The organism is Acinetobacter sp. 1125_18A (assembly GCF_052824985.1).
The window spans coordinates 28,086-53,802 of sequence record NZ_VTDG01000001.1; the positions used below are offsets into that span (position 1 = coordinate 28,086).

Genomic DNA, 25,717 nt, shown 5'->3' on the forward strand with positions numbered 1-25,717 from the left:
TCTTTGGCCACCCATGTATGTGGTGCCTCTTTCGAAATAGTTAGGACGAGCAATGACTGATAATGCAACGATCTTGCAGAATGTACCAGTAGGCAAAAAAGTGGGTATCGCCTTTTCTGGTGGTCTAGATACTTCAGCAGCTTTATTGTGGATGAAACAAAAAGGCGCAGAACCTTATGCTTATACAGCAAACTTAGGTCAACCTGATGAAGATGACTACGATGCAATTCCGCGTAAAGCTGAAAACTATGGTGCTGTGAAAGCCCGATTGGTTGACTGCCGCTTACAACTTGCATTGGAAGGTATTGCTGCAATTCAATGTGGTGCATTCCATATCAGCACTGGTGGTGTTCCTTATTTCAACACAACACCATTAGGTCGTGCAGTAACAGGTACAATGCTTGTTACAGCAATGAAAGAAGATGATGTTAATATTTGGGGTGATGGTTCAACCTATAAAGGGAACGATATTGAACGTTTCTATCGTTATGGTTTATTAACCAACCCTGCACTTAAAATTTACAAACCTTGGTTAGATCAGCAATTTATTGATGAATTAGGCGGTCGCGCTGAAATGTCACAATTCTTGATCGACAATGGTTTTGATTACAAAATGTCGAAAGAGAAGGCCTATTCAACAGATTCAAACATGTTGGGTGCAACTCACGAAGCAAAAGATCTTGAATACCTCAATGCGGGCATCAAAATCGTTGAGCCAATTATGGGGGTTGCGTTCTGGAAAGAAGACGTAAAAGTTGAAGCTGAAGAAGTTTCTGTAACGTTTGAAGAAGGGTTCCCTGTTGCATTAAATGGCAAACGTATTGAAGACCCTGTTGAATTCATTCTTGAAGCCAATCGCATTGGTGGTCGTCATGGTCTAGGTATGTCTGACCAAATCGAAAACCGTATTATTGAAGCAAAATCTCGTGGCATCTATGAAGCTCCAGGAATGGCGCTTCTTCATATTGCTTATGAACGTCTTGTAACGGGTATTCATAACGAAGACACTATTGAACAATATCGTATCAATGGTTTACGTCTAGGTCGTTTATTATACCAAGGTCGTTGGTTCGATTCGCAAGCATTGATGCTACGTGAAACAGCACAACGCTGGGTTGCTAAAGCAATCTCTGGTACTGTAACTTTAGAACTTCGTCGTGGTAATGACTACACGATTATGAACACTGAATCAGAGAACCTCACTTATGAAGCTGAGCGTTTAACCATGGAAAAAGGTGATTCAATGTTTAGTCCTGCTGACCGTATCGGCCAATTGACTATGCGTAATCTTGATATCACGGACACCCGCGCAAAACTTGGTATTTATACCAATACTGGTTTATTGGCTGTCGGTACAGGATCTGCGATCCCTCAGTTGAAAGACAAAAATAAATAATTTTTGATGAAAAACAAAACCGCCAAATTTGGCGGTTTTTTTAGCTTTAGCCTTAATGACTTTTCATTAAAGATTGCTTATCAAGACACTGCATTCTTAGTTTCAGGCTGCGATAAGTTTTGTTGCTCTAATTTTTGCTGTTGTTTTTGCAACTCAATCTTTTCGGCGTGTTCTTGGCGAATTTGATCATATTCTCGTTTGGTTTCAGCATCACTTTTAGCCGCAAGAAAAGCCATTCCAACTAAAAATACTGGAAATAACAATGCTAATGTCGCAAAGATATAAAATTTTTTCGAACTTGTCTGTGACATAAATTCAAGGCTTTCAATAAATTTAACTGGGCTTGTTAATATAACAGAATATTCCCATCCAATACATTACTCACCTACAGCCATAGGATTACAATCCCCTATTTATTTAAAGCGAAAAATTTAACTAAAAAGCATATTACCTTGTGATTCAGAAGCCTAATCAATCACTTTCACCAGTACTCTTCATCAATTAAATTATTCTTATATTGCATTCATTTCCCAAACTGCTTTAATAAAAGCTAATTTAATAAAAACCAGTTGCCCATAAAACAAAAACGGTCCAAGCAATTTTAAAAACAATTAACGATTCTTTGTTTGTTTATAAGCTTCTTGCGCTATAGCCAAACTTTTCTTTTTGCCTTCAACAGTATCTGGAATCTCATTAGATGTTCCATTACCAGAATGGCGTTGCAGGTGTTGCTGTTGAGAATACTGATGCATTTCAGACTGAGTTTTTTGTTGCTGTATCGAAGTTTGGTTTGCAGTTCGTTGGGTTAATTTTTGTTGAAGTTGTTGCTGTGGATTTATAATAGCAGTTCCAGCACAAGGTCTAGATTGGTAAGTTACCGAACCTTTTACTATACATTTGTGTACGTCTTTAGCAAATACATGATGAGAAATCCCTAAAGCTAAGATAACCAACAATACTTTTTTCACAACCAACACTCCATTTAAGTTTCAACAAAATATCAATAAATGATTTAAATTGCTATTTACACAGGAGTTTTCTTATTCACAGAAGTTTTCATCTACAATTAAGGTATAAATATGACTTTTTTTGCCAAGTTTTACAGCATTTTGTCATAGTTCAAATCATTCAGTTTCAAGATTTAATTTGAAGGTTTTTAAGTGATTGCTGAACAATAAAACCATGAACCAAAGAAACAGGCAGCATATAAATTTTCCCAAAAAGATTATATGTCACTACACTGGTACATATCGTTAATTCATTTCTAAGTTCATCATATTCTTCGATTTGTAAAGCCAGCAATACACTCAAATGCTTATCTGTTGACTGTAAAAAAAGCTCACGATCAGAAACTTTAACCACATCAAAAAAATCTGCTTTCCCACCCACTTGAAGTGGTTTAGTTGATTCACCAAAGCCTTGAATAGGTTGCACACCACCTAAATGCCGGCTTAAAAAATCCCTTAGCTTAAACGCAGCCCTCAACCAAACTGGCGGCTTACTGGTCATTAGATAATAGGCTTGAGTACTGGTAAGATTTTTATCAATATATTGCTTGGCTTCATGTAAAAAATTTAATCGATCAAGCGGAGCAACCAAAGTTTGTGGATCTCTTTCTATATTCAATCAATCAACCCCTTAAAATATAATTAATATTTTTTAAATAGATACTAAAAACAGTCTATAGTAATCAGTTGTTGGTGCAATTACTCACATCCTAAAGTTTAATGAATATACTTAGATTCTAGAATAAAATAGACAAACCATAAATAACAAAAAGGCCTGCACTTGGCAGACCTTTGATTATACTGACTTTAGTGCGTTTATCTTTTAATTAGCTATCCATGTTATCAATAATTGCTTGACCGAATTCAGAACAGCGAAGCAAAGTTGCACCTGGCATCAATCGCTCAAAGTCATAAGTGACAGTTTTCGCAGCAATCGCTCCCGATACACCTCGAATAATCAAATCAGCAGCTTCAATCCACCCCATATCACGAAGCATCATTTCCGCAGAAAGAATAATAGAGCCTGGATTTACTTTATCTTGGCCTGCATATTTTGGTGCCGTACCGTGAGTCGCTTCATATACCGAAATTGCACCACCAATATTTGCACCCGGCGCAATACCAATACCACCTACTTCAGCTGCCAACGCATCAGAAATATAATCACCATTTAAGTTAAGTGTCGCAATCACAGAGTATTCAGAAGGACGCATTAATATTTGCTGTAGGAATGCATCTGCAATCACATCTTTAATAATGATCTCTTTACCCGTTCTTGGATTTTTAATTTTTACCCAAGGGCCACCATCAATCAGCTCACCACCAAAACGATCAATTGCCAGTTCATAACCCCATTCTTTGAATGCACCTTCGGTATATTTCATGATATTGCCTTTATGCACTAAAGTTACACTCGGCTTATCATTATCAATCGCAAACTGAATCGCTTTACGCACTAAACGCTGAGTACCTTCTTTCGATACAGGTTTAATACCAATCCCACAATTATCTTCAAAACGAATCTTGGTTACACCCATTTCTTCTTTTAAGAATTTAATGACTTTTTTCGCTTCAGGAGAATCCGCTTTCCATTCGATACCTGCATAGATATCTTCGGAATTTTCACGGAAAATCACCATATCAGTCAATTCAGGATGTTGAACAGGTGACGGCACACCTTCAAACCAGCGTACAGGGCGTACACAAACATAAAGGTCGAGTTCTTGGCGTAAAGCGACATTTAATGAACGAATACCACCGCCCACAGGCGTAGTTAATGGCCCCTTAATCGAAACCACAAATTCCCGCAGCGCCTCAAAAGTTTCTTCAGGCATATAGGTACCGTAGATTTTATCTGCCTTTTCACCACAGTAAACTTCCATCCATTCGATCGAACGTTTGCCACCATAGGCTTTTTGAATTGCGGCATCTACAACAGCTTTCATGGCTGGAGTAATATCAACACCAATACCATCCCCTTCAATAAAAGGAATGATTGGATGATTTGGAACATTCAGTGACAAGTCTGCATTTACAGTAATTTTGCTACCATCAGCAGGTACTACGATCTTCTGATAACCCATTGTTCAGGTTCTCCCTTTTATTATAGTTGGCAAATCCAAAATAATTGCCAAATAGACAATACTTCTAACCATTCTTAGCGCATATCAGTCTAGTCTAATTCGTACATTTTTTGAGATTTATACGAGGAATAACAACATTTCTCTACTGAATAAAGCACAATGTTCCATTATTTAATGTTATTTAACCCGTCATTTTTTATATAAATCAATATTCTCAATCATTCCTAATGCTTAAAAATAAAAGTATTAGCTATGCTTTTCCACACAAAGAAGTTTCCCAAGAGTCAGATCTTTAAAAGTGAGAGCTACTATACATTTTCACTATAAACATTATTTCTAATTTTTTGATTTTATATTCGCCATTTAATTTAAAAATCTATAACATTTTGACAATAGATTGATGACCAAACCAGCCACCTTAAAACCACAATATATTCATATATTTCATTGCATTAAATTATGCACCACAATAGATCACAAACAAAAAAACGTAATTTTATTTTTATTATTGGTGTTTTTTGCCATTGCTTTATATTTTAAAAAAATAATTTTCACAAAACCACAATCAAGTTAAGATTAATTACAAAAGTCATTCACTTTTACTATATGTTTTCACATGAATTTTAATGAAAAAATAAATCAAAATTCATTTTTTAATTCTTTCTGCCTATCCTATGGCCTCTAATCAAATTAACCATCTTTGCAATTATTATTTAGTCTTAAAATCTTTAACATTATTCCTGTTTTTTAAATCGTAATGAATTTTGAATTCATTGCGATTCAACCTATCTCATGGATGTAAATAATGGATAAAACTTACACTAAAGAAGAGAAGCGAGGTCGTATACGCGGTATCGTCGGCGCAGCTTCAGGAAACTTAGTAGAATGGTTTGATTTTTATATTTATGCTGTGTTTGCGGCATATTTCACTAAAGCATTAACTGCACCTGATATGGACTCCGGTACTCAAGCAATTTATGTATGGGGTGTCTTTGCAGCCAGCTTCTTTATGCGACCAATTGGTAGCTGGGTTTTCGGACGAATTGCCGATAAACATGGCCGTAAAAAATCAATGGTCATTTCCATCTGTCTTATGGCAGTAAGCTCTTTCTTATTTGCCGCACTCCCAACCTATGAACAAGTTGGAATGGCAGCACCTTTCCTACTTTTACTTGTTCGCCTGCTACAGGGTTTATCTGTAGGTGGTGAATATGGTGCTGTAGCAACCTATATGAGTGAGCTTGGCTTAAAGGGTCAACGAGGCTTTTTTGCTTCTTTCCAATATGTCACCTTGTCGGGCGGTCAATTATTAGCAAGCTTGCTCGGTGTTATTATGCTGGCATTCCTATCAGAGCAGCAATTGCTTGATGGTGGCTGGCGTATTCCTTTTGTCATTGGTGGTATTGCTGCAATTATCTCTCTACTTGCACGTAGCCGTTTGGAAGAAACATTATCTAGCGAAGACAGTGATAAAGAGGAATCAGGAAGCTTAAGTGAACTATTTAAAAATCACTGGAAAACCTTCTTATTGGTTGTAGGTTATACCTCTGCGGGTTCCCTCACCTTCTATGTGATTACAGTATATTCAAAGACCTACCTCACCAATATGGGTGTAGATAGTAAAACTGTCGGATTCATTATGACAGCTTCACTCTTTATCTTTATGCTTGCACAACCTGTGTTTGGTGCTATTTCGGACCGCATTGGTCGTCGTGCTGCAATGCTTGCGTTCAGTGGTACTATGGCGATTTTCATCTATCCAGTCATGGTGATCTGGATGCCACATTTCAGTTATTCACCATTGATGGTTGCTCTGTTACTTATTTTCCTCATGATGTTGCTTAGCTTCTATACCTCTATCAGTGGATTGGTTAAGGCAGAAATGTTCCCACCACATGTTCGTGCATTGGGTGTTGGTTTCTCTTATGCAGTGGGTAATGCAATCTTTGGTGGTTCTGCGCCATCTGTTGCACTACAGTTCAAAGCAGCAGGTATTGAAAGCACCTTCTTCCTTTATGTGATTGTCATGTTAGTGATCTGTTTCTTATGTAGTTTTAAATTACCGAAAGAGCCGGAATATCTAAAACATGACCACTAACTAAATAACATGGTTAAGCCATTATTAATAGCTTGTGATCACTGATTAAAATTTGAGATCTACACTATTCAAATAAGCTGTACTACCCAAAGGTGGTACAGCTTTTTTGTTATAAGGCTTAGCTTCAATAGATGCTGTTTTCAAGTTGCCTATCTCAATTTCACGCAATAGTAAATTCTAGCAAGATAAAACCACCAATCCCCCGCCTAAGAAAAATGTATTTACAACTCAGCCTTGGTAAATAAATAAAGTTGAAGAATACAAAGCGTAATCTGATATAGTAGCGCACATATCGTAGTCTTTATCTTTACCCAACTCTCTTCAAACGGGTAACTTTATCAAACTCAAAAATTTTATTGATATTTATTAGTGGTCTAAAGTGAAAATTGTCATTCTTAATAAACCTTATGACGTCCTCTCCCAGTTTCGTAAAGACGAAGCACATATGACGATGTCTGACTTCGTAGATGACTCGACTTTGCGTTTGGCGGGTCGTCTCGATATGGACTCTGAAGGTTTAGTTTTTTTAACTGATCATGGTGGTTTAAATCAATACATTACCAACCCTGCCAATAAGAAATTTAAAACTTATTTGGTGCAAGTTGATGGTGATGTGACTGAAGAAGCCCTAGAACAGTTGCGTAAAGGTGTTGAGCTAAAAGATGGTATGACTTTACCTGCTCAAGCGAATAAAGTTGAACAACCTGAATGGTTATGGGATCGTGATCCACCAGTACGTTTCCGTGCCAATATTCCAACATCTTGGATTGAAATTTCTATTTGTGAAGGCCGTAACCGTCAAGTCCGTCGTATGACTTCGGCTGTTGGTTTTCCAACTTTACGTTTAATCCGTACCAAGATTGGTGCAATTGATTTGGTGCAAATGGGTTTACAACCTGGTGAAACTAAAGAAATTGAACCATTACTTTATCCAGACTTCCAAAATATTCCAGCAGATGAACCTTACCGCTCACGCTCTTATGTGAAGAAGCCTGGCGGTACAGGTGGAAAACCAATTGTTCGTAAGAATAAAGATGGTTCAACAAAGAAATCTGGAACTAAACGTATCTGGCAAATGGAAGATGGTGAAAAACCACGTCGTAAGACCAATGGTACCACCCGCCCAAATACCAAAGCACCACGTGGTCGTGGACGTAATGGTCGCTAGGATTTAGTCCCTCTAAGCTATAAAGCAATTGCCGCTTATTGTAAAAATGCCCAATGAAATTCATTGGGCATTTTTATTTTATAATCAAAAAAACTCAAGACCAATTAAAACCAGTCGTCCCCTCATCATTTAAATTGATTCATACAAAACCTTGCAAATAAATAACTTAAACAAAGATTTACTCCCTCAATAAAAAAGCCGATGCGTATGCATCGGCTTTTCTCACCAACAAGATCGTCGGTTTATAGCATTTAAAACTTAAACAGTTGCAAGTGTAGCGTTAAGCGTAGCACTTGGACGCATTACAGCTTCAACCTTAGCGGTATCAACTGCATAGTAACCACCAATATCCGCTGGCTTACCTTGAACAGCTGCAAGTTCAGCAAGGATTTTGTCTTCGTTCTCAGCCAATGCTTTTGCAAGTGGTGCAAACTTGGCTTTTAATTCAGCATCGTCATTTTGTGCAGCAAGTGCTTCAGCCCAGAACTTCGCAAGGTAGAAATGGCTACCACGGTTGTCAAGCTCACCTGTACGGCGTGATGGAGACTTATCGTTATCCAACAATTGACCAGTTGCTTGATCCAATGTTTTCGCCAATAACTTAGCACGCGCATTGTCTTCTTTAATACCTAGCTCTTCTAAAGAAACAGCCAAGGCCAAGAATTCACCAAGAGAGTCCCAACGCAAGTGGTTTTCTTCTACAAGCTGTTGTACGTGTTTAGGTGCTGAACCACCCGCACCTGTTTCGTACATACCACCACCCGCCATTAACGGAACGATAGACAACATTTTCGCAGAAGTACCCAATTCCATGATTGGGAACAAGTCAGTTAAGTAATCACGTAAAATGTTACCAGTTACTGAAATTGTATCTAAACCACGAGCAACACGTTCAAGCGTATAACGCATTGCACGTACTTGTGACATGATTTGGATATCAAGACCCGCTGTATCATGATCTTTCAAGTATTTTTGTACTTTCTTAATCAATTCATTTTCATGCGGACGGTATGGGTCAAGCCAGAAGATTGCAGGCATACCTGAGTTACGCGCACGCGTTACCGCAAGTTTTACCCAGTCACGAATCGGTGCGTCTTTCACCTGACACATACGCCAGATATCGCCTTCCTCAACATTTTGTGACATCAACACTTCACCAGTTTCAAGATCTGTGATGTTTGCAACACCCGCTTCAGTGATCTCAAAAGTTTTGTCATGTGAACCGTATTCTTCAGCTTTTTGCGCCATCAAACCAACGTTTGGCACAGTACCCATAGTACGTGGGTCAAAGTTACCATTCCACTTACAGAAATTAATCATTTCTTGGTAGATACGTGCGAATGTTGACTCTGGCATAACAGCTTTACAATCATACTGCTTACCATCAGCACCCCACATTTTACCACCGCCACGAATCATCGCAGGCATAGATGCATCTACAATCACATCATTTGGTGAATGGAAGTTGGTAATGCCTTTCGCTGAATCCACCATTGCAAGTGCAGGACGGTGTTCTTGGCAAGCATGAAGATCTTCAATGATCTCTTCACGTAATGATGTTGGTAAAGTTGCAATCTTCTCGTAAAGACCAGCCATACCGTTATTGACGTTAATACCTAACTCATCAAATAACTTAGCATGCTTTTCAAATGCTTCTTTATAGTAAATTTTTACACAGTGACCGAATACAATCGGGTGTGAAACTTTCATCATGGTTGCTTTTACATGCAACGAAAATAAAATGCCCGCTTCACGGCAATCATCAAGTTCTTTCTCATAGAAATCGCAAAGCGCTTTCTTGCTCATAAACATTGAATCGATGATTTCGCCATCAAGTAATGCAACTTTTGGCTTAAGCACAATGCTCTCACCATTTTTGGTGATAAGTTCCATTTTTACGTTACGCGCACGGTCAAGTGTCATTGACTTTTCACCGTGATAGAAATCGCCCTCATCCATATGCGAAACATGTGTTTGTGACCACTGTTTCCATTCGCTCATTGAATGTGGATGTTTCTTCGCATAGTTTTTCACTGCTGCAGGTGCACGACGGTCAGAGTTACCTTCACGTAACACTGGATTCACCGCTGAACCAAGGCACTTGCTATAACGTACCTTAATTGCTTTTTCTTCTTCAGTTGTTGGATTTTCAGGATAGTCTGGGATTGCATAACCCTTTGACTGAAGTTCCTTAATACATGCGCTCAACTGAGCAACAGATGCACTGATATTTGGGAGTTTGATAATGTTAGTGTCTGGATCTTGAGTAAGACGCCCTAAATGCGCAAGGTTGTCAGATACTTTCTGTTCATCGCTTAAGTATTCCGCGAATTCTGCAAGAACACGAGCAGCTACAGAAATATCAGTTTTGACAATCTCTACGCCAGCTGGCTTAGTAAAGGTCTCAATGATCGGCAGTAGCGAATAAGTCGCCAACAATGGCGCCTCGTCAGTCAGTGTGTAAATGATTGTTGACTTTCCACCAGCCATATATAGCCCCTTGCTTTAAATTGTGTTTTGAGAACCGAGCTTGTGACCCAGCCCTTACGAACCGACTTGCTTAAATTTAACCCCAAGAGTATCAGCCTTCCTGGTATTACAGTCAACGTAAGATCTGTGATAACGACATTTCGTAAAAAAATGGTACATCACAAATATTGCATTAATATCAATATTTGCACAAAAATTAAGCATTTTCTTGTAAAAATAGCCATTCCGACCAAGAGCAACAACAATCCATGCCGTCTTGTGCTTTATTGTTTTAAACATTAAAAATTTTATCTTGCTGATTCTTACAAACTGAGCAGCAAATTGAAAGCCATTGAAAAACACATCGACGCGCTTCAGCGACATAAAACAAGCCAAACAGCACAAACAAAAATCGGCTAGATACTGTTTAAATTTTAAATCATTCAAGTCTGCCTAAAAAGTGAATACGCAAATGAATAGAAAATTTATTTACTCCACCCAATACTCTGGTCACGATATGACAATAAATATGCTTTGGTTAACTTATACTCACAAAACAACAATACTTTTACCTTGAATAGTAAGTGAAAAAATCGTTATTAATAAATTACATGTTTAATTTTTCATCACATCATTGATGAAAGAATAACCTTCAATGATGTATTTCCGATCCCAAAATTAATATTAAAACTGTAGAGGTAATATGTTAATGCTATTACTCATCGCAATACTTATTCAAATCATCTCACTCTGGGCCGTTTTCTTTTTTGCACTTCATCGAAGAGTCGGAAGTATCACTACGATTGTCATTGCAATTCTGAGCGCTGTGATCAGCCCGTGGTCTCTCATCCTTGGTCTTCCGCTTATTCTCATCAGTTTAGTGTTACTGATTGAACCACTGCGAATGCAAGTTTTGACTAAACCGGCCTATAAAACATTAGCCAATGCAATGCCAAGCATGAGTACCACTGAACGTGAAGCATTGGATGCGGGTACCAGTTGGTGGGAAAAAGAATTATTTATGGGGGCGCCAGATTGGGAAAAATTTAACAATTATCCCTACCCGACGCTTAGCAATGAAGAGCAATCTTTTTTAGATCATGAGGTTGAACAACTCTGTCAGTTGCTAGATGAATGGGAAATTCATCAAAATAAAGACCTGAATGCAGAGACATGGCAATTTATTAAAGACAATGGCTTTTTTGGACTCATCATCCCTAAAACTTATGGTGGTCGTGAATTTAGCTCTTTTGCACAAAGTCGTATTATGAGCAAAATTGCCTCACGTTCATTAACCACTGCCGTGACCTGTATGGTGCCTAACTCATTAGGACCAGGTGAGCTCTTACTGAATTATGGTACAGACGAACAAAAAAATCGTTATTTGCCCGGCTTAGCCAAGGGGGAGGAAATTCCTTGTTTTGGACTCACCAGTCCTGAAGCGGGTTCTGATGCTGGGGCGATTCCAGATACTGGCGTGGTTTGTTATGGGGAATTCGAAGGTCAACAAGTGCTTGGCTTAACAATGAATTTCTCAAAACGCTGGATTACTTTAGCACCCGTTGCAACGGTAGTCGGTCTCGCCTTCAAACTGTATGACCCAGATGGCTTATTGGGAGATAAAACTAAAACTGAGTATGGTATTACCTGTGCTCTTATACCCGCCTCTCATGCAGGCGTAGAGGTTGGACCAAGGCACCATCCGGGTGGTTCCCCATTTATGAATGGTACAGTCGAAGGTAAAGATGTCTTTATTCCGCTTGACTGGATTATTGGTGGCGCAAAAAATGCGGGGAATGGCTGGCGTATGCTGATGGAATGTCTGGCTGTTGGACGTGGTATTTCACTTCCTGCACTTTCTACAGCCGCAGGTGAAATGACGTATTTATCTGTAGGTGCATTCGCTAAAATTCGTCAACAATTTAAATTATCAGTAGGTAAATTTGAAGGGGTGCAAGAAGTTAGTAGTGACATCGTCAGCCATACCTATATGTTGGAAGCTTTTCGCTATTTAGTCACTTGCGGTTTAAATCAAGGTGGCAAACCCGCTGTTATGACCGCGATGGCAAAATACTATGCCACTGAAACGATGCGAAAAATCGTCAATCATGGTATGGACATCACTGGTGGTCGTGGTATTCAACAAGGTCCGCGTAACTTTCTTGCCAATATGTATCAAGCCATTCCGATCTCGATAACGGTTGAAGGGGCAAATATCTTAAGCCGTTCGTTGATGATCTTTGGTCAAGGTTCGATGCGTTGCCATCCTTATTTATTTGAGGAATTACAACTGTTACAGGCCGAAGATAAAGCCTCTGCCTTAAATACATTTAACACCATGTTATATCAACATTTAGGCTACACCTTAAACCGTGGCGCGCGTGCGTTCACTTATGGATGGTTTGGGGCAAGTAGTCAACGACCTGACTCATCAGATGCTTTTACTCAACCTTATTATAAAATCATCAATCGATTCAGTACTGACTTCGCCCTAACCGCAGATATGTGTCTTGGACTGTTAGCTGGTGATATTAAACGTAAAGAAATGCTCTCAGGGCGATTAGCTGATATTCACTCCAAAATGTTTATTGCAACAGCCATTCTCAAATTTTATGAAAATGGTCAAAGATCCTCGCAAGAACAGGTACATGCCAAACTTGCATTAGACGAAACGCTTTATGATGCCCAAGAAGCATTTTATGGCTTATTTGATAATTTTCCGATTCAAATTGCATCAAGTCTGGTTAAATTTGTTTGTTTCCCATTTGGTCGACCGATCAAAAAACCGAGTGATCGTCAAAAGAGTGAAGCAGCGGAACTGATCATGCAAGATAACCCGTTCCGAGATTATTTAAAAACGCAGGTTTACTATACTGTTGATCCGAACGATGCTTTTGGACGAATGGAAGCCACCTTTAATCTACTCACAACCGTTGAAGACGATTGGAACAGCTTTAAAAAAGCGGAATCTAAAGGTGAATATCAAGGGCTAACATTTGAAGAGCGCATACAGGATGCAGTCACTCGTGGCTTAATCAGCGATGATTTAGCCACAAAATTAACCCAATATAATGCACTTCGTTATGACAGTATGCTCACAGATATTTTTGATGAAAAATTAGAGCAGGTGTTGGTATTAGAAAATCCTCATCTTCACTCAACTTAAATCTATTTGGCAAATGCCATTTAAGAGATAAGGCAATATAAAACGTTGACCATAAACAGCGATTCACCATCGCTGTTTTTTAACATAGACATATTGCCAATGGGTTATTTGACTATTTCGGTATAGTGTTAAAAATATAATAGCTGAGGAAAAAAGACGATGTCTCAACAAGATTATGAAAATGGCTTAAAAGTCCGTACAGAAGTGATGGGAGAAAGCTTTGTAAAACGCGCTCAAGACAATACTGTTGCTTTTACAAGACCTTTGCAAGACTGGATCAATGAGCATGCATGGGGTTCAACTTGGCAACGTGAGGGTGTTTTACCACGTAAATACCGCTCTTTGATTACCATTGCATTTTTAGTTGCACAAAAAAGCCCAACCGAACTAAAAGGTCATATTCGTGGTGCATTGAATAATGGCGCAACAGTTGAAGAAATTCAGGAAGTGTTATTACACAGTTTACCTTACTGTGGCGCACCCACAACCCAAGAAGCATTTCGTGCAGCGCTCGAAGTCATCAATGAATACCAAAAAGAATCATAGACAACCAATACGTTCTATTTTCAATATAGGCCATGCTAAAAACTATGGCCTATATTGCCGAGTTAATTCCAAAACACATTAAAGCTATAGAAAAACTCATCCACTTCAAAGCGGATATGATATCCCAATTGGGTTAACTCAGAAGAAAGCCCACGAATATCCTCTAAAGCTAGATGTTTAGGTAAAACTGTAAAAACAGCAGTATTGCCCTGCTTGGCATTCTCTTCAATCATTTGGGCTAAACGAACTTTATACAACTCTATATTTAAGTTTGAATTGGCTGCCAATCGTTTCGCATCTTCAGCATGAATAAACATTATTTAATTTCCATATTATTGTTTTCAAAGGTGTCACTACAAGATATAAATAAATATCGGAATACGCTGTATGCTTTATGTTCGTAGGCATATACTCAAAAATATAGTCAGGATAAAAATCGTTGTAACTATAAAAAATCATAAGAAATTTTTTATACGCTTTCTGTGTTCACTTCTAGCAAAAACCTACTCACAAAAATCAAAATAAATCCAGTGCTTTATTTCAATGAAATTTAACTTTTGTATTTAAAAAGTAAATGATAATTGTTATTATTTACTTAATTTTTAACCTTTCATTATTTGATTGCCTATGAATAGCCAGACTGAACTCGATGCACTTAGCGCATCAGTTTCAACTCCGACTGTATCTACACGAGCTAAATCCGCACCGTCCCTCATACAATATCGCGTCATGATTTTCTATCGTTTTGCCCTGGCAATTCTTGGTGGTTATCTGCTTGCGTCTTTGTCCGCTATAGTGATTGCAAAAACATTTGCTGATTATCGTGCCACGGCTGCGATGAGTGCAACGCTACTTGCTTTCTGTATTCACTGCGCTGCATTCATTTGGGTTTTTATGGTCAATAAGACATTAAAAGCCAGCTTAGGCATACTTCTTCCAAGTATCATTTTATTTGTCATTTATAAAATGATGGGGAATTAAGATGCGCGTAGATGCAAAAGTTGAAGGTCCACGCCAATCCATGTCATGGTTACATACATGGGCAAGCTTAATTCTTGGTTGGTTACTCTATGCAATTTTTTTGACAGGAACATTGAGTTTCTTTCAGTCTGAAATAACGGCTTGGATGAAACCAGAAATACATCAATCCGTTCCAAGTGATTCTCAAGTACAGCAAACCCAAGTTGCCTTAGATTATCTACAAAAGAACTATCCTGATGCTGGTAGTTGGACGATTCAATTACCCAATTCTAGACAGACCACAACTGAATTAAATATTCGTAAACAAGGTGAAGATCTACAAGCGCGTCGTGGTGGGGAAAGAATCACCATAGACAGTGCAACTGGACAAGTTATTGAAGCACGAGACACCCGTGGTGGTGGTTTTCTATATCGCTTTCACTTTGAACTGTATGGATTTGATCGTATTTGGGCACGTTGGATCGTCGGTTTAGCCACGATGCTGATGTTTGTGGCAATTATCAGCGGCATTATTACCCATAAAAAAATTTTTAAAGATTTCTTTACGTTCCGTTCAGGTAAAGGCCAACGCTCTTGGTTAGATGCACATAATGCCACAGCTGTTTTTGCCCTTCCCTTTCATATCATGATCACCTTCAGCGGTTTGTTATTACTGATGTTTATGTTTATGCCTTGGGGAATCAATCAAGTCTATAAAGATCGACAAGAGTTTTTCCAAGAGATGCGCGGAGGTGCAGTTCAGCAAAATAATGCTCGCAATAGAAATGCTGAAAACCGTACTGGATCTGCAAATGCAAATCAAACTCAAGGCCAAAATGAACAACGCTCGCGAGGTGAAAGAGGCAAACAACATCAACAAGATGTTGGTCATCCTGCGCCACTCAGCGACTTAACCCCGCTTATTACAACCGCACAAGCGCAGTGGAAAGAAAATCCGATTGCTTCTATTCAAATCATTGCGCCAAATACATCCAATGCCACCATTGAACTTCGCGCTTTATATGCGAAGAGTGTAGTTCAGCGTGGTGTTTACCCCATTTTAAAATTCGATGGCGTGACTGGCAAAGACATCAGCGAAGCGGCTCAAGCAAACAATGCCTCTATCCCAATGGGGATTTACAATGTGGTGACTGTATTGCATGAAGCACGTGGACTTGATTTAACCTTCCGCTGGTTATTGTTCTTCTCTGGTGTAATGGGCACCTTAATGGTTGCAACGGGGCTGATCTTATGGTGCGTCAAACGTGCACCGCAACAACAAAAACAAGGCTATAAATCATTTGGTTATCGTTTTGTTGAAGTGATGAATATTGCCGCTGTGATTGGATTACCTATTGCATGTGCAGCCTACTTCTACGCCAATCGTTTCATTCCATTTGAAATAGAAACACGTTTAAATTGGGAAATTAGAGCCTTCTTTATTGTATGGTTAGCTACGTTAATTTATGCAGCGCTTCGCTCACATCGTCAAGCTTGGCTAGAACTTCTATTGTTCTCTGGTGTTGCTTTTGCCCTATTGCCTATTGTCAATTTTATTACGGGTGGTCAAGCACTTTGGAACAGTATTGCCAATGGCCAATGGATGATTGCGTCTTTTGATTTAATGACATGGGTGCTCGCGATTTTGTTTTTCTACTCATTTTATAAAGTTAAAAAACATAAAGGGCTTCCTGTCAAAAAAGCCAGAAATGTACCTTCAAATAAGGAGATTTCAGCGTGATTTTCTTCTTATTAATTTGGTCTTTGTCTAGCTTGGCTTTTATCGCGCTTGCCAGCGCAATGTCAAAGCATCAAAAACAGTTCTATGGACATGAACTAAGCCCCAAACAAACCCAACTTGCTTCTATTGCTGGTTGGGCTTTACTGCTGATTTCACTGATCATTTGTGTCATGTCAGGGCAGCTTAGTAGCATGCTCAGCATTTGGGTTGGAGTACTGACCTTTTCAGCATTATTTGTTGGGGTGTTATTAAGCTATTACAGTTTAAAAATGAAATTGGCTGCCAGCTTTTGTGTGGGCATCAGCTTAATCACAAGTGTGATGCTACTCATTTAAACTGTTTCACAAAAATCAGTTATAATCATAAGCCAATCTACGGATTGGCTTTTTTTCTATCAAATTTATTGCCTTGTATTGGTATTTTTATGTCTAAACCACTTTCAATCCCTTCAGAATTACTCAATCGTGCGGCAATGGGCAATCCCGCTGCACAATTTGAACTTGCTGAAATATATATGCAAAGTGAAGATGAAGATAACAATCAACTTGCAGAAGAATGGGCACTCAAAGCAGCACAATTAGGCCATGTTGAAGCCATGTATTGGTTAGGTGAAGGCTATGCTTATTATGCAAAAGATATCCTTGAAGAAGATCCTAAAGAAGCCAAGGCTTATTTTGAACATGCCCACCGCTGGTTAGAGCAAGCGGCCAAACATCAGCATCCTGCTGCTATTTTAGAGTTATCCAATTTCTATCGCCGTGGCGATGTTGTTGAAAAAGATCTGGTGAAATCAGTAGAGCTGGTTGAGCAAGCAGCAAAACTGGGTGAAGTTCAAGCCATGCGTGATCTTGTTTGTATTTATGAACACGGGATGGGCGTTGATGTTGATGAAGAAAAAGCTGATTTTTGGGCTGAAAAAGCCAAGTCAGCTGAAGACACCTCAGTATAATTTATAAATTTAAGCCCATATAAAATGGGCTTAAATTTGATTCACTTATTTAATTACGTAAATGCACAAAAATTACATCTAAATCTTGTTTAGGTACAAAGTTTTTCTCAACCATTTGGAATTGTGTCGGGCTAATTTTATTGACTTTACCTTTCCAACAAAACGATACCAACTCTCCCGGATCACGTTCAATGGTCAATTTAAAGTTTTCAATCGGTTTTGCCCAATTTGCCCCAGTAGTCAAAATATAACTCAGTGCATTAAAAGGCGAATGTTCCGACTGTGCTTTTTTCAAGCCTTTCTTAAAATTACTGTCCATACAAAATTGTTGATTATATTCATCTGGATATAATGCAACCGAACCACCCACTAAAGGTTTATATTGATGTTTTACCTGTGTAATTGAATTGGCTTTAAAAGTTTGCTTCCAGCTATAAACCACTTGTGATGACCAGTTGATGACTTCGTCTGGATTTTTAGGCAAAATGCTTTTTACTTTAGGGTTTGAGCAGCTTTTTAGTTTCTTTTCAAATACCCCATATTCATCACTTTTACGATTCCAAGGATTTAACATTTCTGTTTGTGAAAAACCACATTGTTTAAATAACTCAGTGACATCAATCGCTTTAGACTTTTCGTCTCTTTGTATAAATGTCTGCACATGCATTGTCGGTTGAACCGCTTTTCCATTAACCTGAATTTTAAAACTTTTTAATAAATCCTCAGTGTGGGCAAAATCGGATTCAAAAGTATTATCAACTCGTGGTAAAGGGAACAAAACAGTTTCAGTAATATCCTGATTACTGAGGTTTTTAAATTGATAATCGACCTTAATTAATTTTTTACTAATAAATAAGTCTTCACCTTGCATGGCAATATTTTTATTTTTAAGGTACTCAATTCCCCCTGTTCCCACATAACCTGTAGAATCATTGGCGAAAGCTGATGTCGCTGTCAGAATCGATGTGATCAATACGATTTTTTTCATTCTCTTTAATCCAAATCAGTTAATCCAAATCAGGAAATTCTATTGTTTGATAATGCACACAATAAATGGATTCATCAAAAATAATATGTGTAGCAATCTGTTTGATAATCTGTTCTTGTAAAAGAATTTCTTTTTCTAAAACTTCATTCCAATAGATTGAGTTTTCTGAAAAATTCTCATAATAATCCAATACTTCAATCATCGCATTAAACAAAGCCACTAAATGCTGGCTTTTGTTTTGATTTGACACCATCAAGAAAAAGGCATCCAAAGAAATCACTTCAATGGCCGCTAATTCCTCATAATCATCGGCATATTCATCTACTAAAGCATTTGATTGTCGAATTTGCTTTTGATAATCAATTAAATTTTCTTGATCAACATCCTGAAACAATTGTTTTTTATCAATTTTAATTTGATAATTTTGTTCAATAGCAGATTGAAACGTTGGTAATTTTTCAAAAAAAGCAAAAACAGCTTTTACCAAACTTTTCCGCTGTTCAAGAGAAGCCTGCTCAATGGCTTGTCGCAATGCAAAGCTATGCTGATCTATTATTTTTACAATATCCATAAATTTAATGTTCCCGATATTCACTTTTTAAACCAAAAAAACCAGATATAGAAAAAGCAAAGCACGCATCATAATCACAAATACTGCAATCATCGTTGCACAGCTCTAGCACTTGGCAAACGCTTAAACGCATCATCTTGATTTTATTTCTGTTTATATATCAGTAAATACTGATCATATTTTTGAATAGCTTAGCGATTCAAAAACAATTCTATCTTTTAGTTGAATATTAACCAACTACATTTGAACTCTATTAAAATCTAGGTACAATAGTCGCCAGTCGAGGGATGCTGCGACTTTTTCACAGGCACATAAATGTGAAATCGCTAGGCTCGACGATTCGGTCAGACCTTCGTGCTGATCAACAACGGCATCCGCGAACTGAATGATCAATATTTTTTTAATATAAAGGAGATCGTGATGAACGCGGTTAATGCTTCATTTACAGATTATAAAGTTGCAGATATTTCCCTCGCTGACTACGGTCGTAAAGAAATCAAACTTGCTGAAGCAGAAATGCCAGCGTTGATGGGCTTACGTAAACGTTATTCAGCAACAAAACCTCTTGCTGGCGCAAAAATTCTTGGTTGTATTCATATGACCATTCAAACTGCTGTTTTAATTGAAACACTGGTTGAATTAGGCGCAGAAGTACGTTGGACTTCATGTAACATCTTCTCAACTCAAGACCATGCAGCAGCAGCAATTGCAGCATCTGGTGTTCCAGTATTCGCTTGGAAAGGTGAAACTGAAGAAGAATACATGTGGTGTCTTGAGCAACAAATCAATGTTAATGGCACGCCTTGGGATGCCAACATGATTCTTGATGATGGTGGTGATTTAACTGCTGTTGTTCATGAAAAATATCCTGAACTTATTGCTAAAATTCATGGTATTACAGAAGAAACGACTACGGGTGTTCAACGTCTAAACGAAATGTTCCGTGATGGTACTTTAAAAGTTCCTGCAATTAACGTGAATGATTCAATCACAAAATCTAAAAACGACAATAAATATGGTTGCCGTCATTCATTAAATGATGCAATCAAACGCGGTACAGATATGTTGTTATCTGGTCGTCGTGCGCTAGTAATTGGTTATGGTGATGTTGGTAAAGGTTCTGCTCAATCACTTCGCCAAGAAGGTATGATTGTACGTGTAACTGAAATTGACCCAATCTGTGCAATGCAAGCATGTATGGACGGTTATGAAGTTGTTTCTCCATATAAAAATGGTGTACAAACAGGTAAAAAAGAAGACATTAACCTAGACCTTCTTCAAAATACTGATTTGATCGTAACAACAACTGGTAACTACCACGTATGTGATTCTGCAATGTTAGATACATTAAAAGCAGGTTCAGTGGTGTGTAATATCGGACACTTTGATACTGAAATCGATACAAACTATTTACGTGGTTACAAGTGGGTTGAAGTTAAGCCTCAAGTACACCAAGTGTATCGTACAGAAAATGAAAATGATTACCTGATTCTTCTTTCAGAAGGTCGTTTGGTTAACCTTGGTAATGCAACAGGTCACCCTTCACGCGTGATGGATGGTTCTTTTGCGAACCAAGTATTAGGTCAAATGCACTTATTCGCAGAGAAATTTGCTGATCTTCCAGAAGATCAAAAAGCAGCACAGATCCGTGTTGAACTGATTCCTAAGAAATTAGATGAAGAAGTTGCTGCTGCAATGGTTGCTGGTTTTGGTGGTGTATTGACGCAATTGACTCAAGTTCAAGCAGATTACTTGGGCGTTGCAGTTGAAGGTCCATTTAAATCTGAGGCTTATAAGTACTAAGTTTTAATCCCCTCTCCCTAGCTTTCTCTCTTAGGGAGAAAGCAATATTCATTAACGTATTAATGAATATAAAGGCAAGGTCCTCTCCTTTTAGGAAAGGACCTCGGAGAGGCTAAAACAAATTAAAAAAGTATGAATAAAAAAGGATTTAACCATGACCAAACGTGTTCCAATTTCGTTTGAGTTTTTCCCGACCAAAACTGATGCAGGGGCGGAAAAACTTAAGCTTGTTCATCAAGAATTACAGCTTTTAAATCCAGAGTTTTTCTCGATAACTTATGGAGCTGGTGGTTCTACTCGTGAACGTACACTAGCCGCAATTGCTGACTTTAATGGTAAAGGCACACCTGTTGCCCCTCACCTTTCATGTATTGGTGATGACAAAGTCCGTATTGCTGAATTACTCGATATCTATAAAGCTCAAGGGATTGATCGTATTGTTGCACTTCGAGGTGATTTACCTTCAGGTCAAGTCGGCCTAGGTGAACTGCCTTATGCGACTGATTTGGTCCGTTTTATTCGTGAACACTCAGGTGATCATTTTAAAATTGAAGTTGCGGCATATCCTGAAATGCATCCACAAGCTGACAACTTTGATGCAGACATTCAGCACTTTGCAGAAAAAGTCAAAGCAGGTGCAAATGCAGCCATCACTCAATTTTTCTTTAATCCAGATGCCTATTTCTATTTTGTAGAGCGTATCCAAAAACAAGGAATTGATATTCCTGTTGCGCCAGGAATTATGCCAATTACCAATGCCAGCAATTTAATCCGCTTTGCAGATGGGACAGGTGCAGAAATTCCGCGCTGGATTCGTAAGCAACTTGCGACCTATGGTGATGACACTGCAAGTATCAAAGCCTTTGGACATGAAGTTGTGATCAAACTGTGTGAACGCCTTATTGCAGGAGGTGCACCAAGTTTGCATTTCTATAGCATGAATCATACTGAGCCAAACCGCCAATTGGTACTTGATCTCGGTTTAGCTTAAATCAAAATTGCATCATCAACTTGTGAGTAATACTGCATGCCCCGTTTTTATATTGAAACTGATTTAGCTGTCGAAACTACGGTTGAACTCACTGAAACAGTATTTCATCATTGGGTCAAAGTATTGCGTGCACAAGTGGGTGAAAAAGCCACCTTGTTCAATGGACAAGGCGGTGAATATGAAGTGACTTTAACAGCGGTCGCTAAAAAATCTGCTTCTGTTTTAGTCAATTCATTTAATCCAGATAATCGTACCCCTGCTTTTACAGCCCTACTTGGACAAGTCATGAGTAAGGGCGATCGTATGGATTATGCGATTCAAAAAGCTGTGGAATTGGGCGTATCTCAAATTCAATTGCTCACATCAGAACGCTGTGAAATGCGTTTAAAATATGATCGAGATCAAAAGAAATTAGATCATTGGCAAGCTATAGCGATTGCAGCTTGTGAACAATGTGGTATGAATCTTGTTCCGCAGATTTTAGCGCCTCTAAGCCTAAACGAATGGATCAAAAATGTATTACCGCAGAGCAAATTTGTCCTTGCGCCTGAAAAAGAGCAGACAGATGTACTGAAAGATATAAGCCCTGATATTGCCCTTTTGATTGGCCCTGAAGGTGGCTTAAATGAAGCTGAAATTGATCAGGCCAACCAATATGGATTTAAAAATTGGTGCATCGGTGATCGTATTTTAAGAACTGAAACTGCCCCTGTAGTTGCTTTATCAATTTTGAATTATCAAAGCTTTAAAAAGTGATGTATGTCATGTAAAATAATTGCAAATTGGATGATTTCACAGTATTTTAATTCCAAAGAAACTATTAATTAGCAAATTTTAAATAGTTGCTCCGTTAAACCTACACATTCTAAAAATAGCAGAGGTGCAAGCGCTAATGAATGATGTTCAGGAAGAGCTTCTTTCATATGATGTGAATTCGTCGAACATCAGAAAGATAACCAAAGATATCCGGATATTTTTTATCTGGGTATTTTTTACGTGTATCTGTGACGCTTTAATCTATATTTACTTATTTAATACTTCTTCTGAATTATTAAGTGGTTGGTTTATTCTGACTATTTTATTTATATTATCGGGATTTTTTTCTTCTACCTATCTTTTACAGCAAAATAAAGTCCAAGAATTTAAACATCTTGATCTTTTTTTTCAGTTTTCTTGTTTGATCTTAGGAAGCTTATTTGGGATTGGCGTTTATATCATCAATTTAGAATTTATGATGATGCCAAATGTGGTTGACCCATTTTTTTCATTTCTGTTATCTAGCTTTTTGCTGAGTTTTTCATATGTTTTAGCAATGAATTTTCTCAATCAAAGATTTAGCTATTTTATTGCTTTATTTGTGCCTTCTGCGATTCCAGTGCTCACGCTCCCCCTGCTTTTTCCTCAAAATACCAACGAAATCTATAGCACTATTTTCATTGTTTGGTTCTCTTTATTATTCTTTAGCACTTATGCTTCACATAAAATTTATATTAATTCTGAAATATTAGACCTGAAAAATAAGTTTTTATTTAAGCAATCACAAGAACAACTTGCAAATTATAAAGGCTTAGAAATACAACTCAAAAATGAAATCTCAAAAACACAGGTCATGAAAAGTGAATTGCAGTTACATAATCATTTATTAGAACAAAAAGTAAAAGAACGAATTTTCGATTTTAAACAGATGAATGACCGTTTAGAAAATCATCAGGCCAACTTAGCTTTTGCCCATGAAACCGCGGGTATTCACTCTTGGGTCTGGAATATTGAAAAAAGAACTTTTGAAATTTCCGACTCAAAAAGCGGTGCAGAATTCAAACAACTCAATCTAAAACACAATAGCGTAGATGAATATGTTCATCCTGATGATATTGTCAATTATAAAACCATACTGAAACAACATCTCAAAGGCAAAACTGAGCGCTTTGAGGCAATCTACCGTGTTAAACGAGATGGTCAATGGTGCTGGATTCAAGACATTGGCAAAGTGGTTTCTAAGAATACCAATAACAAACCGCTCAGAATGGTGGGTATCCAACGTGACATTCAAAAAGAAAAGACTGACCAAGAAAAGCTAAAACTTGCAGCAAATGTATTAGCACAAGTGGCTGAAGGTGTTTTCATTTTAGATAATAATTTATGCTACTTAGAAGTGAACCCTTATTTTGAAAAGCTCTTAGATTATAAACAACACAATATCGTTGGAAATCATCTATTTGATATCACGATCAATAATAATTCTCGTACCCAACAAATGTATAATGTGATTACCCAAAGTTTAATTCAAAAAGGAGAATTTGAGTCTGAATTACAGATTGATTTTACCTCTGGGAAAAAACTTGCACTCTGGGTACACATCAATGCAATTTATGATGAAAAAAATAAATTTTCCAACTATGTCGGCATTATTACCGATTTAACTGATCGTAAAAAACAAGAACAACGACTCTCGTATTTAGAACATTATGACATCCTGACCGATTTGCCAAATCGCTTTTATTTCAAACAACAACTGCATAATTATTTAATTCACTATTCTGATTCATTTAAAAATTTTGCGGTTTTACGTATCAACATTGACCGTTTTAAATTATTCAATGAATTTATGAGCCATAAAGAAGGTGATGAATTATTAAAACAAGTCGCTCACAGATTAAGATTATGTTGTCCAAATGCCTCTTTGATAGCTTACTTAAATAATGATGATTTTGCAGTGATCTATAATTTAAGCAGTAATAACATCAATATTCATCAACATACACAACATATTTTAGATGCGTTTAAACAACCTTTTGATGTTAAAGAACAAGAACAAACCATCACCATTTCTATTGGCGTTGCGCTATATCCAGAGCATGGCTTACAGCTCGACAGTCTCAATGGTCATGCAGAATCAGCATTACACGAAGCCAAACGTTTAGGCGGAAACACCGTATATTTTTATTCAAACAAAAAAACTCCGTTGCTCAATCAAGGGATCAACTTAGAAAACGAATTAAGAAAAGCCATAAAACACAAAGAACTGACCGTACATTATCAACCTAAAATCTGTGTTAAAACTCAACGTATTTATGGTTTTGAAGCATTAGTCCGCTGGCAACATCCAACTTTGGGTTATATCTTGCCAGACATTTTTATCCCGCTTGCCGAAGAAACCAGCCTCATTTCAGATATTGGTTTAATTGTATTGCATGAAACCTGTAAGCAAATACAGCAGTGGCAATCCCTTGGTTTTGATCATTTTAGGGTATCGATCAATATTGTGGCACAACAAATTTACCGCGGACAGTTGGTTAAAGATATCGATTATGCCCTTAAAAAATATAATATTTCAGGTGATATGCTTGAACTGGAACTGACTGAATCTTCTTTGTTTGATAAGTCAGAAGAAGTTAATTTTCTCCTACAACAATTAAAAGATCGCCATATTTCTATTTCTTTGGATGATTTTGGAACAGGCTACTCATCTTTAGCTTATCTAACCAGTTACCCTTTTGATATCTTAAAAATAGATCGTGCTTTTATTTCAAAAATTGGACAAGAAAAAGACGAAGCAATCGTCAATGCGATTATTGCTATGGGCAATGCAATCGGCATTACCTTAGTGGCTGAAGGCGTTGAAACTAAAGAGCAAGCGTTATTTTTACAAAAACACGGTTGTTATATTTTACAAGGCTTTTACTTTTCCAAAGCATTGTCATCTGCGGACAGCACAAAATATTTGGAACAGCATAAACTTATAAAGATTTGTTAATTTTTTTAGACTTTATATCTATTACT

The 25,717-nt window shown here is 37.7% G+C and carries 21 protein-coding genes; 13 read left to right on the forward strand and 8 right to left on the reverse strand.

Going from position 1 to position 25,717, the window contains the following annotated elements:
* Positions 1-52 precede the first annotated feature (52 nt).
* Positions 53-1,396 carry an argininosuccinate synthase gene (gene argG / locus FY049_RS00160; RefSeq protein ID WP_004724905.1) on the forward strand — a complete coding sequence of 448 codons (1,344 nt, stop codon included), beginning with the start codon at positions 53-55 and terminating at the stop codon, positions 1,394-1,396.
* Positions 1,397-1,476: 80 nt separating this feature from the next.
* Here argG and FY049_RS00165 read toward each other — a convergent pair whose 3' ends face one another.
* The 4 genes from FY049_RS00165 to icd form a co-directional block, all read right to left on the reverse strand.
* Entirely contained in the window at positions 1,477-1,707 is a 231-nt protein-coding gene (locus tag FY049_RS00165; RefSeq protein ID WP_004724907.1) for a hypothetical protein, read from the reverse strand.
* Positions 1,708-2,007: 300 nt separating this feature from the next.
* Positions 2,008-2,364 carry a DUF4124 domain-containing protein gene (locus FY049_RS00170; RefSeq protein ID WP_446082928.1) on the reverse strand — a complete coding sequence of 119 codons (357 nt, stop codon included), beginning with the start codon at positions 2,362-2,364 and terminating at the stop codon, positions 2,008-2,010.
* 166 nt (positions 2,365-2,530) lie between these two features.
* Entirely contained in the window at positions 2,531-3,022 is a 492-nt protein-coding gene (locus tag FY049_RS00175; RefSeq protein ID WP_446082929.1) for a DUF2867 domain-containing protein, read from the reverse strand.
* A gap of 208 nt (positions 3,023-3,230) precedes the next feature.
* Positions 3,231-4,487: an NADP-dependent isocitrate dehydrogenase gene (gene icd / locus FY049_RS00180; RefSeq protein WP_446082930.1), complete on the reverse strand. Its 1,257-nt coding sequence runs from the start codon at positions 4,485-4,487 to the stop codon at positions 3,231-3,233.
* 805 nt (positions 4,488-5,292) lie between these two features.
* Between icd and FY049_RS00185 the strand changes: the two genes are divergently transcribed.
* Together FY049_RS00185 and FY049_RS00190 are read left to right on the forward strand one after the other, a co-directional pair.
* Entirely contained in the window at positions 5,293-6,585 is a 1,293-nt protein-coding gene (locus tag FY049_RS00185; RefSeq protein ID WP_004823065.1) for an MFS transporter, read from the forward strand.
* 379 nt (positions 6,586-6,964) lie between these two features.
* Positions 6,965-7,753: a pseudouridine synthase gene (locus tag FY049_RS00190; protein ID WP_004823066.1), complete on the forward strand. Its 789-nt coding sequence runs from the start codon at positions 6,965-6,967 to the stop codon at positions 7,751-7,753.
* Between the two features lie 258 nt (positions 7,754-8,011).
* On the opposite strand, the gene FY049_RS00195 is transcribed toward FY049_RS00190, so the two are convergent.
* Positions 8,012-10,243: an NADP-dependent isocitrate dehydrogenase gene (locus tag FY049_RS00195; protein ID WP_224963955.1), complete on the reverse strand. Its 2,232-nt coding sequence runs from the start codon at positions 10,241-10,243 to the stop codon at positions 8,012-8,014.
* Positions 10,244-10,931: 688 nt separating this feature from the next.
* Here FY049_RS00195 and FY049_RS00200 point away from each other — a divergent pair.
* Entirely contained in the window at positions 10,932-13,388 is a 2,457-nt protein-coding gene (locus FY049_RS00200) for an acyl-CoA dehydrogenase (RefSeq protein WP_446082931.1), read from the forward strand.
* Positions 13,389-13,547: 159 nt separating this feature from the next.
* On the forward strand, positions 13,548-13,934 hold the full coding sequence (locus tag FY049_RS00205) for a carboxymuconolactone decarboxylase family protein (protein WP_004823072.1): 387 nt from the start codon (positions 13,548-13,550) through the stop codon (positions 13,932-13,934).
* Between the two features lie 62 nt (positions 13,935-13,996).
* On the opposite strand, the gene FY049_RS00210 is transcribed toward FY049_RS00205, so the two are convergent.
* Positions 13,997-14,251 carry a hypothetical protein gene (locus tag FY049_RS00210; RefSeq protein ID WP_004717008.1) on the reverse strand — a complete coding sequence of 85 codons (255 nt, stop codon included), beginning with the start codon at positions 14,249-14,251 and terminating at the stop codon, positions 13,997-13,999.
* A gap of 310 nt (positions 14,252-14,561) precedes the next feature.
* Here FY049_RS00210 and FY049_RS00215 point away from each other — a divergent pair, with 310 nt between their 5' ends.
* The 4 genes from FY049_RS00215 (at position 14,562) to FY049_RS00230 (ending at position 17,584) form a co-directional block, all read left to right on the forward strand.
* Positions 14,562-14,915 carry a hypothetical protein gene (locus FY049_RS00215; protein WP_335954645.1) on the forward strand — a complete coding sequence of 118 codons (354 nt, stop codon included), beginning with the start codon at positions 14,562-14,564 and terminating at the stop codon, positions 14,913-14,915.
* Position 14,916: 1 nt separating this feature from the next.
* Positions 14,917-16,635, forward strand: coding sequence for a PepSY domain-containing protein (locus FY049_RS00220; protein ID WP_446082932.1), 1,719 nt, complete (start codon positions 14,917-14,919; stop codon positions 16,633-16,635).
* Entirely contained in the window at positions 16,632-16,970 is a 339-nt protein-coding gene (locus FY049_RS00225) for a DUF3325 domain-containing protein (RefSeq protein ID WP_105713649.1), read from the forward strand. Before FY049_RS00220 ends, FY049_RS00225 begins: the two co-directional genes overlap by 4 nt.
* Positions 16,971-17,059: 89 nt before the next feature.
* A complete protein-coding gene (locus FY049_RS00230; RefSeq protein WP_004717016.1) occupies positions 17,060-17,584 on the forward strand; it encodes a tetratricopeptide repeat protein in 525 nt (174 codons plus the stop codon).
* Positions 17,585-17,633: 49 nt separating this feature from the next.
* Here the strand turns inward: FY049_RS00230 and FY049_RS00235 are convergent, their stop codons facing one another.
* Both FY049_RS00235 and FY049_RS00240 read right to left on the reverse strand, forming a co-directional pair.
* A complete protein-coding gene (locus tag FY049_RS00235; protein ID WP_151957247.1) occupies positions 17,634-18,572 on the reverse strand; it encodes a DUF4424 family protein in 939 nt (312 codons plus the stop codon).
* Positions 18,573-18,591: 19 nt separating this feature from the next.
* Entirely contained in the window at positions 18,592-19,143 is a 552-nt protein-coding gene (locus FY049_RS00240; RefSeq protein ID WP_224963960.1) for a hypothetical protein, read from the reverse strand.
* Positions 19,144-19,563: 420 nt separating this feature from the next.
* Between FY049_RS00240 and ahcY the strand changes: the two genes are divergently transcribed.
* The 4 genes from ahcY to FY049_RS00260 all read left to right on the forward strand — a co-directional run bounded on the left by ahcY (position 19,564) and on the right by FY049_RS00260 (position 25,691).
* A complete protein-coding gene (gene ahcY / locus FY049_RS00245) occupies positions 19,564-20,946 on the forward strand; it encodes an adenosylhomocysteinase (RefSeq protein WP_446082933.1) in 1,383 nt (460 codons plus the stop codon).
* A 154-nt stretch (positions 20,947-21,100) separates the two neighbouring features.
* Positions 21,101-21,937, forward strand: coding sequence for a methylenetetrahydrofolate reductase [NAD(P)H] (gene metF / locus FY049_RS00250; protein WP_154129811.1), 837 nt, complete (start codon positions 21,101-21,103; stop codon positions 21,935-21,937).
* A gap of 36 nt (positions 21,938-21,973) precedes the next feature.
* A complete protein-coding gene (locus FY049_RS00255; RefSeq protein WP_446082934.1) occupies positions 21,974-22,693 on the forward strand; it encodes a 16S rRNA (uracil(1498)-N(3))-methyltransferase in 720 nt (239 codons plus the stop codon).
* 136 nt (positions 22,694-22,829) lie between these two features.
* Positions 22,830-25,691 carry a sensor domain-containing protein gene (locus FY049_RS00260; RefSeq protein WP_105713644.1) on the forward strand — a complete coding sequence of 954 codons (2,862 nt, stop codon included), beginning with the start codon at positions 22,830-22,832 and terminating at the stop codon, positions 25,689-25,691.
* The last annotated feature ends 26 nt before the right edge of the window (positions 25,692-25,717 follow it).

Bases quoted from the DNA above. Each gene is read 5' to 3' on its own strand.
- FY049_RS00200 (WP_446082931.1), top strand. From the start codon at position 10,932: ATGCTATTACTCATCGCAATACTTATTCAAATCATCTCACTCTGGGCC.
- FY049_RS00185 (WP_004823065.1), top strand. From the start codon at position 5,293: ATGGATAAAACTTACACTAAAGAAGAGAAGCGAGGTCGTATACGCGGT.
- FY049_RS00165 (WP_004724907.1), bottom strand. From the start codon at position 1,707: ATGTCACAGACAAGTTCGAAAAAATTTTATATCTTTGCGACATTAGCA.
- ahcY (WP_446082933.1), top strand. From the start codon at position 19,564: ATGAACGCGGTTAATGCTTCATTTACAGATTATAAAGTTGCAGATATT.
- FY049_RS00215 (WP_335954645.1), top strand. From the start codon at position 14,562: ATGAATAGCCAGACTGAACTCGATGCACTTAGCGCATCAGTTTCAACT.
- metF (WP_154129811.1), top strand. From the start codon at position 21,101: ATGACCAAACGTGTTCCAATTTCGTTTGAGTTTTTCCCGACCAAAACT.
- FY049_RS00195 (WP_224963955.1), bottom strand. From the start codon at position 10,243: ATGGCTGGTGGAAAGTCAACAATCATTTACACACTGACTGACGAGGCG.
- FY049_RS00260 (WP_105713644.1), top strand. From the start codon at position 22,830: ATGAATGATGTTCAGGAAGAGCTTCTTTCATATGATGTGAATTCGTCG.
- FY049_RS00220 (WP_446082932.1), top strand. From the start codon at position 14,917: ATGCGCGTAGATGCAAAAGTTGAAGGTCCACGCCAATCCATGTCATGG.
- FY049_RS00255 (WP_446082934.1), top strand. From the start codon at position 21,974: ATGCCCCGTTTTTATATTGAAACTGATTTAGCTGTCGAAACTACGGTT.
- argG (WP_004724905.1), top strand. From the start codon at position 53: ATGACTGATAATGCAACGATCTTGCAGAATGTACCAGTAGGCAAAAAA.
- FY049_RS00205 (WP_004823072.1), top strand. From the start codon at position 13,548: ATGTCTCAACAAGATTATGAAAATGGCTTAAAAGTCCGTACAGAAGTG.
- FY049_RS00210 (WP_004717008.1), bottom strand. From the start codon at position 14,251: ATGTTTATTCATGCTGAAGATGCGAAACGATTGGCAGCCAATTCAAAC.
- FY049_RS00235 (WP_151957247.1), bottom strand. From the start codon at position 18,572: ATGAAAAAAATCGTATTGATCACATCGATTCTGACAGCGACATCAGCT.
- icd (WP_446082930.1), bottom strand. From the start codon at position 4,487: ATGGGTTATCAGAAGATCGTAGTACCTGCTGATGGTAGCAAAATTACT.
- FY049_RS00230 (WP_004717016.1), top strand. From the start codon at position 17,060: ATGTCTAAACCACTTTCAATCCCTTCAGAATTACTCAATCGTGCGGCA.
- FY049_RS00240 (WP_224963960.1), bottom strand. From the start codon at position 19,143: ATGGATATTGTAAAAATAATAGATCAGCATAGCTTTGCATTGCGACAA.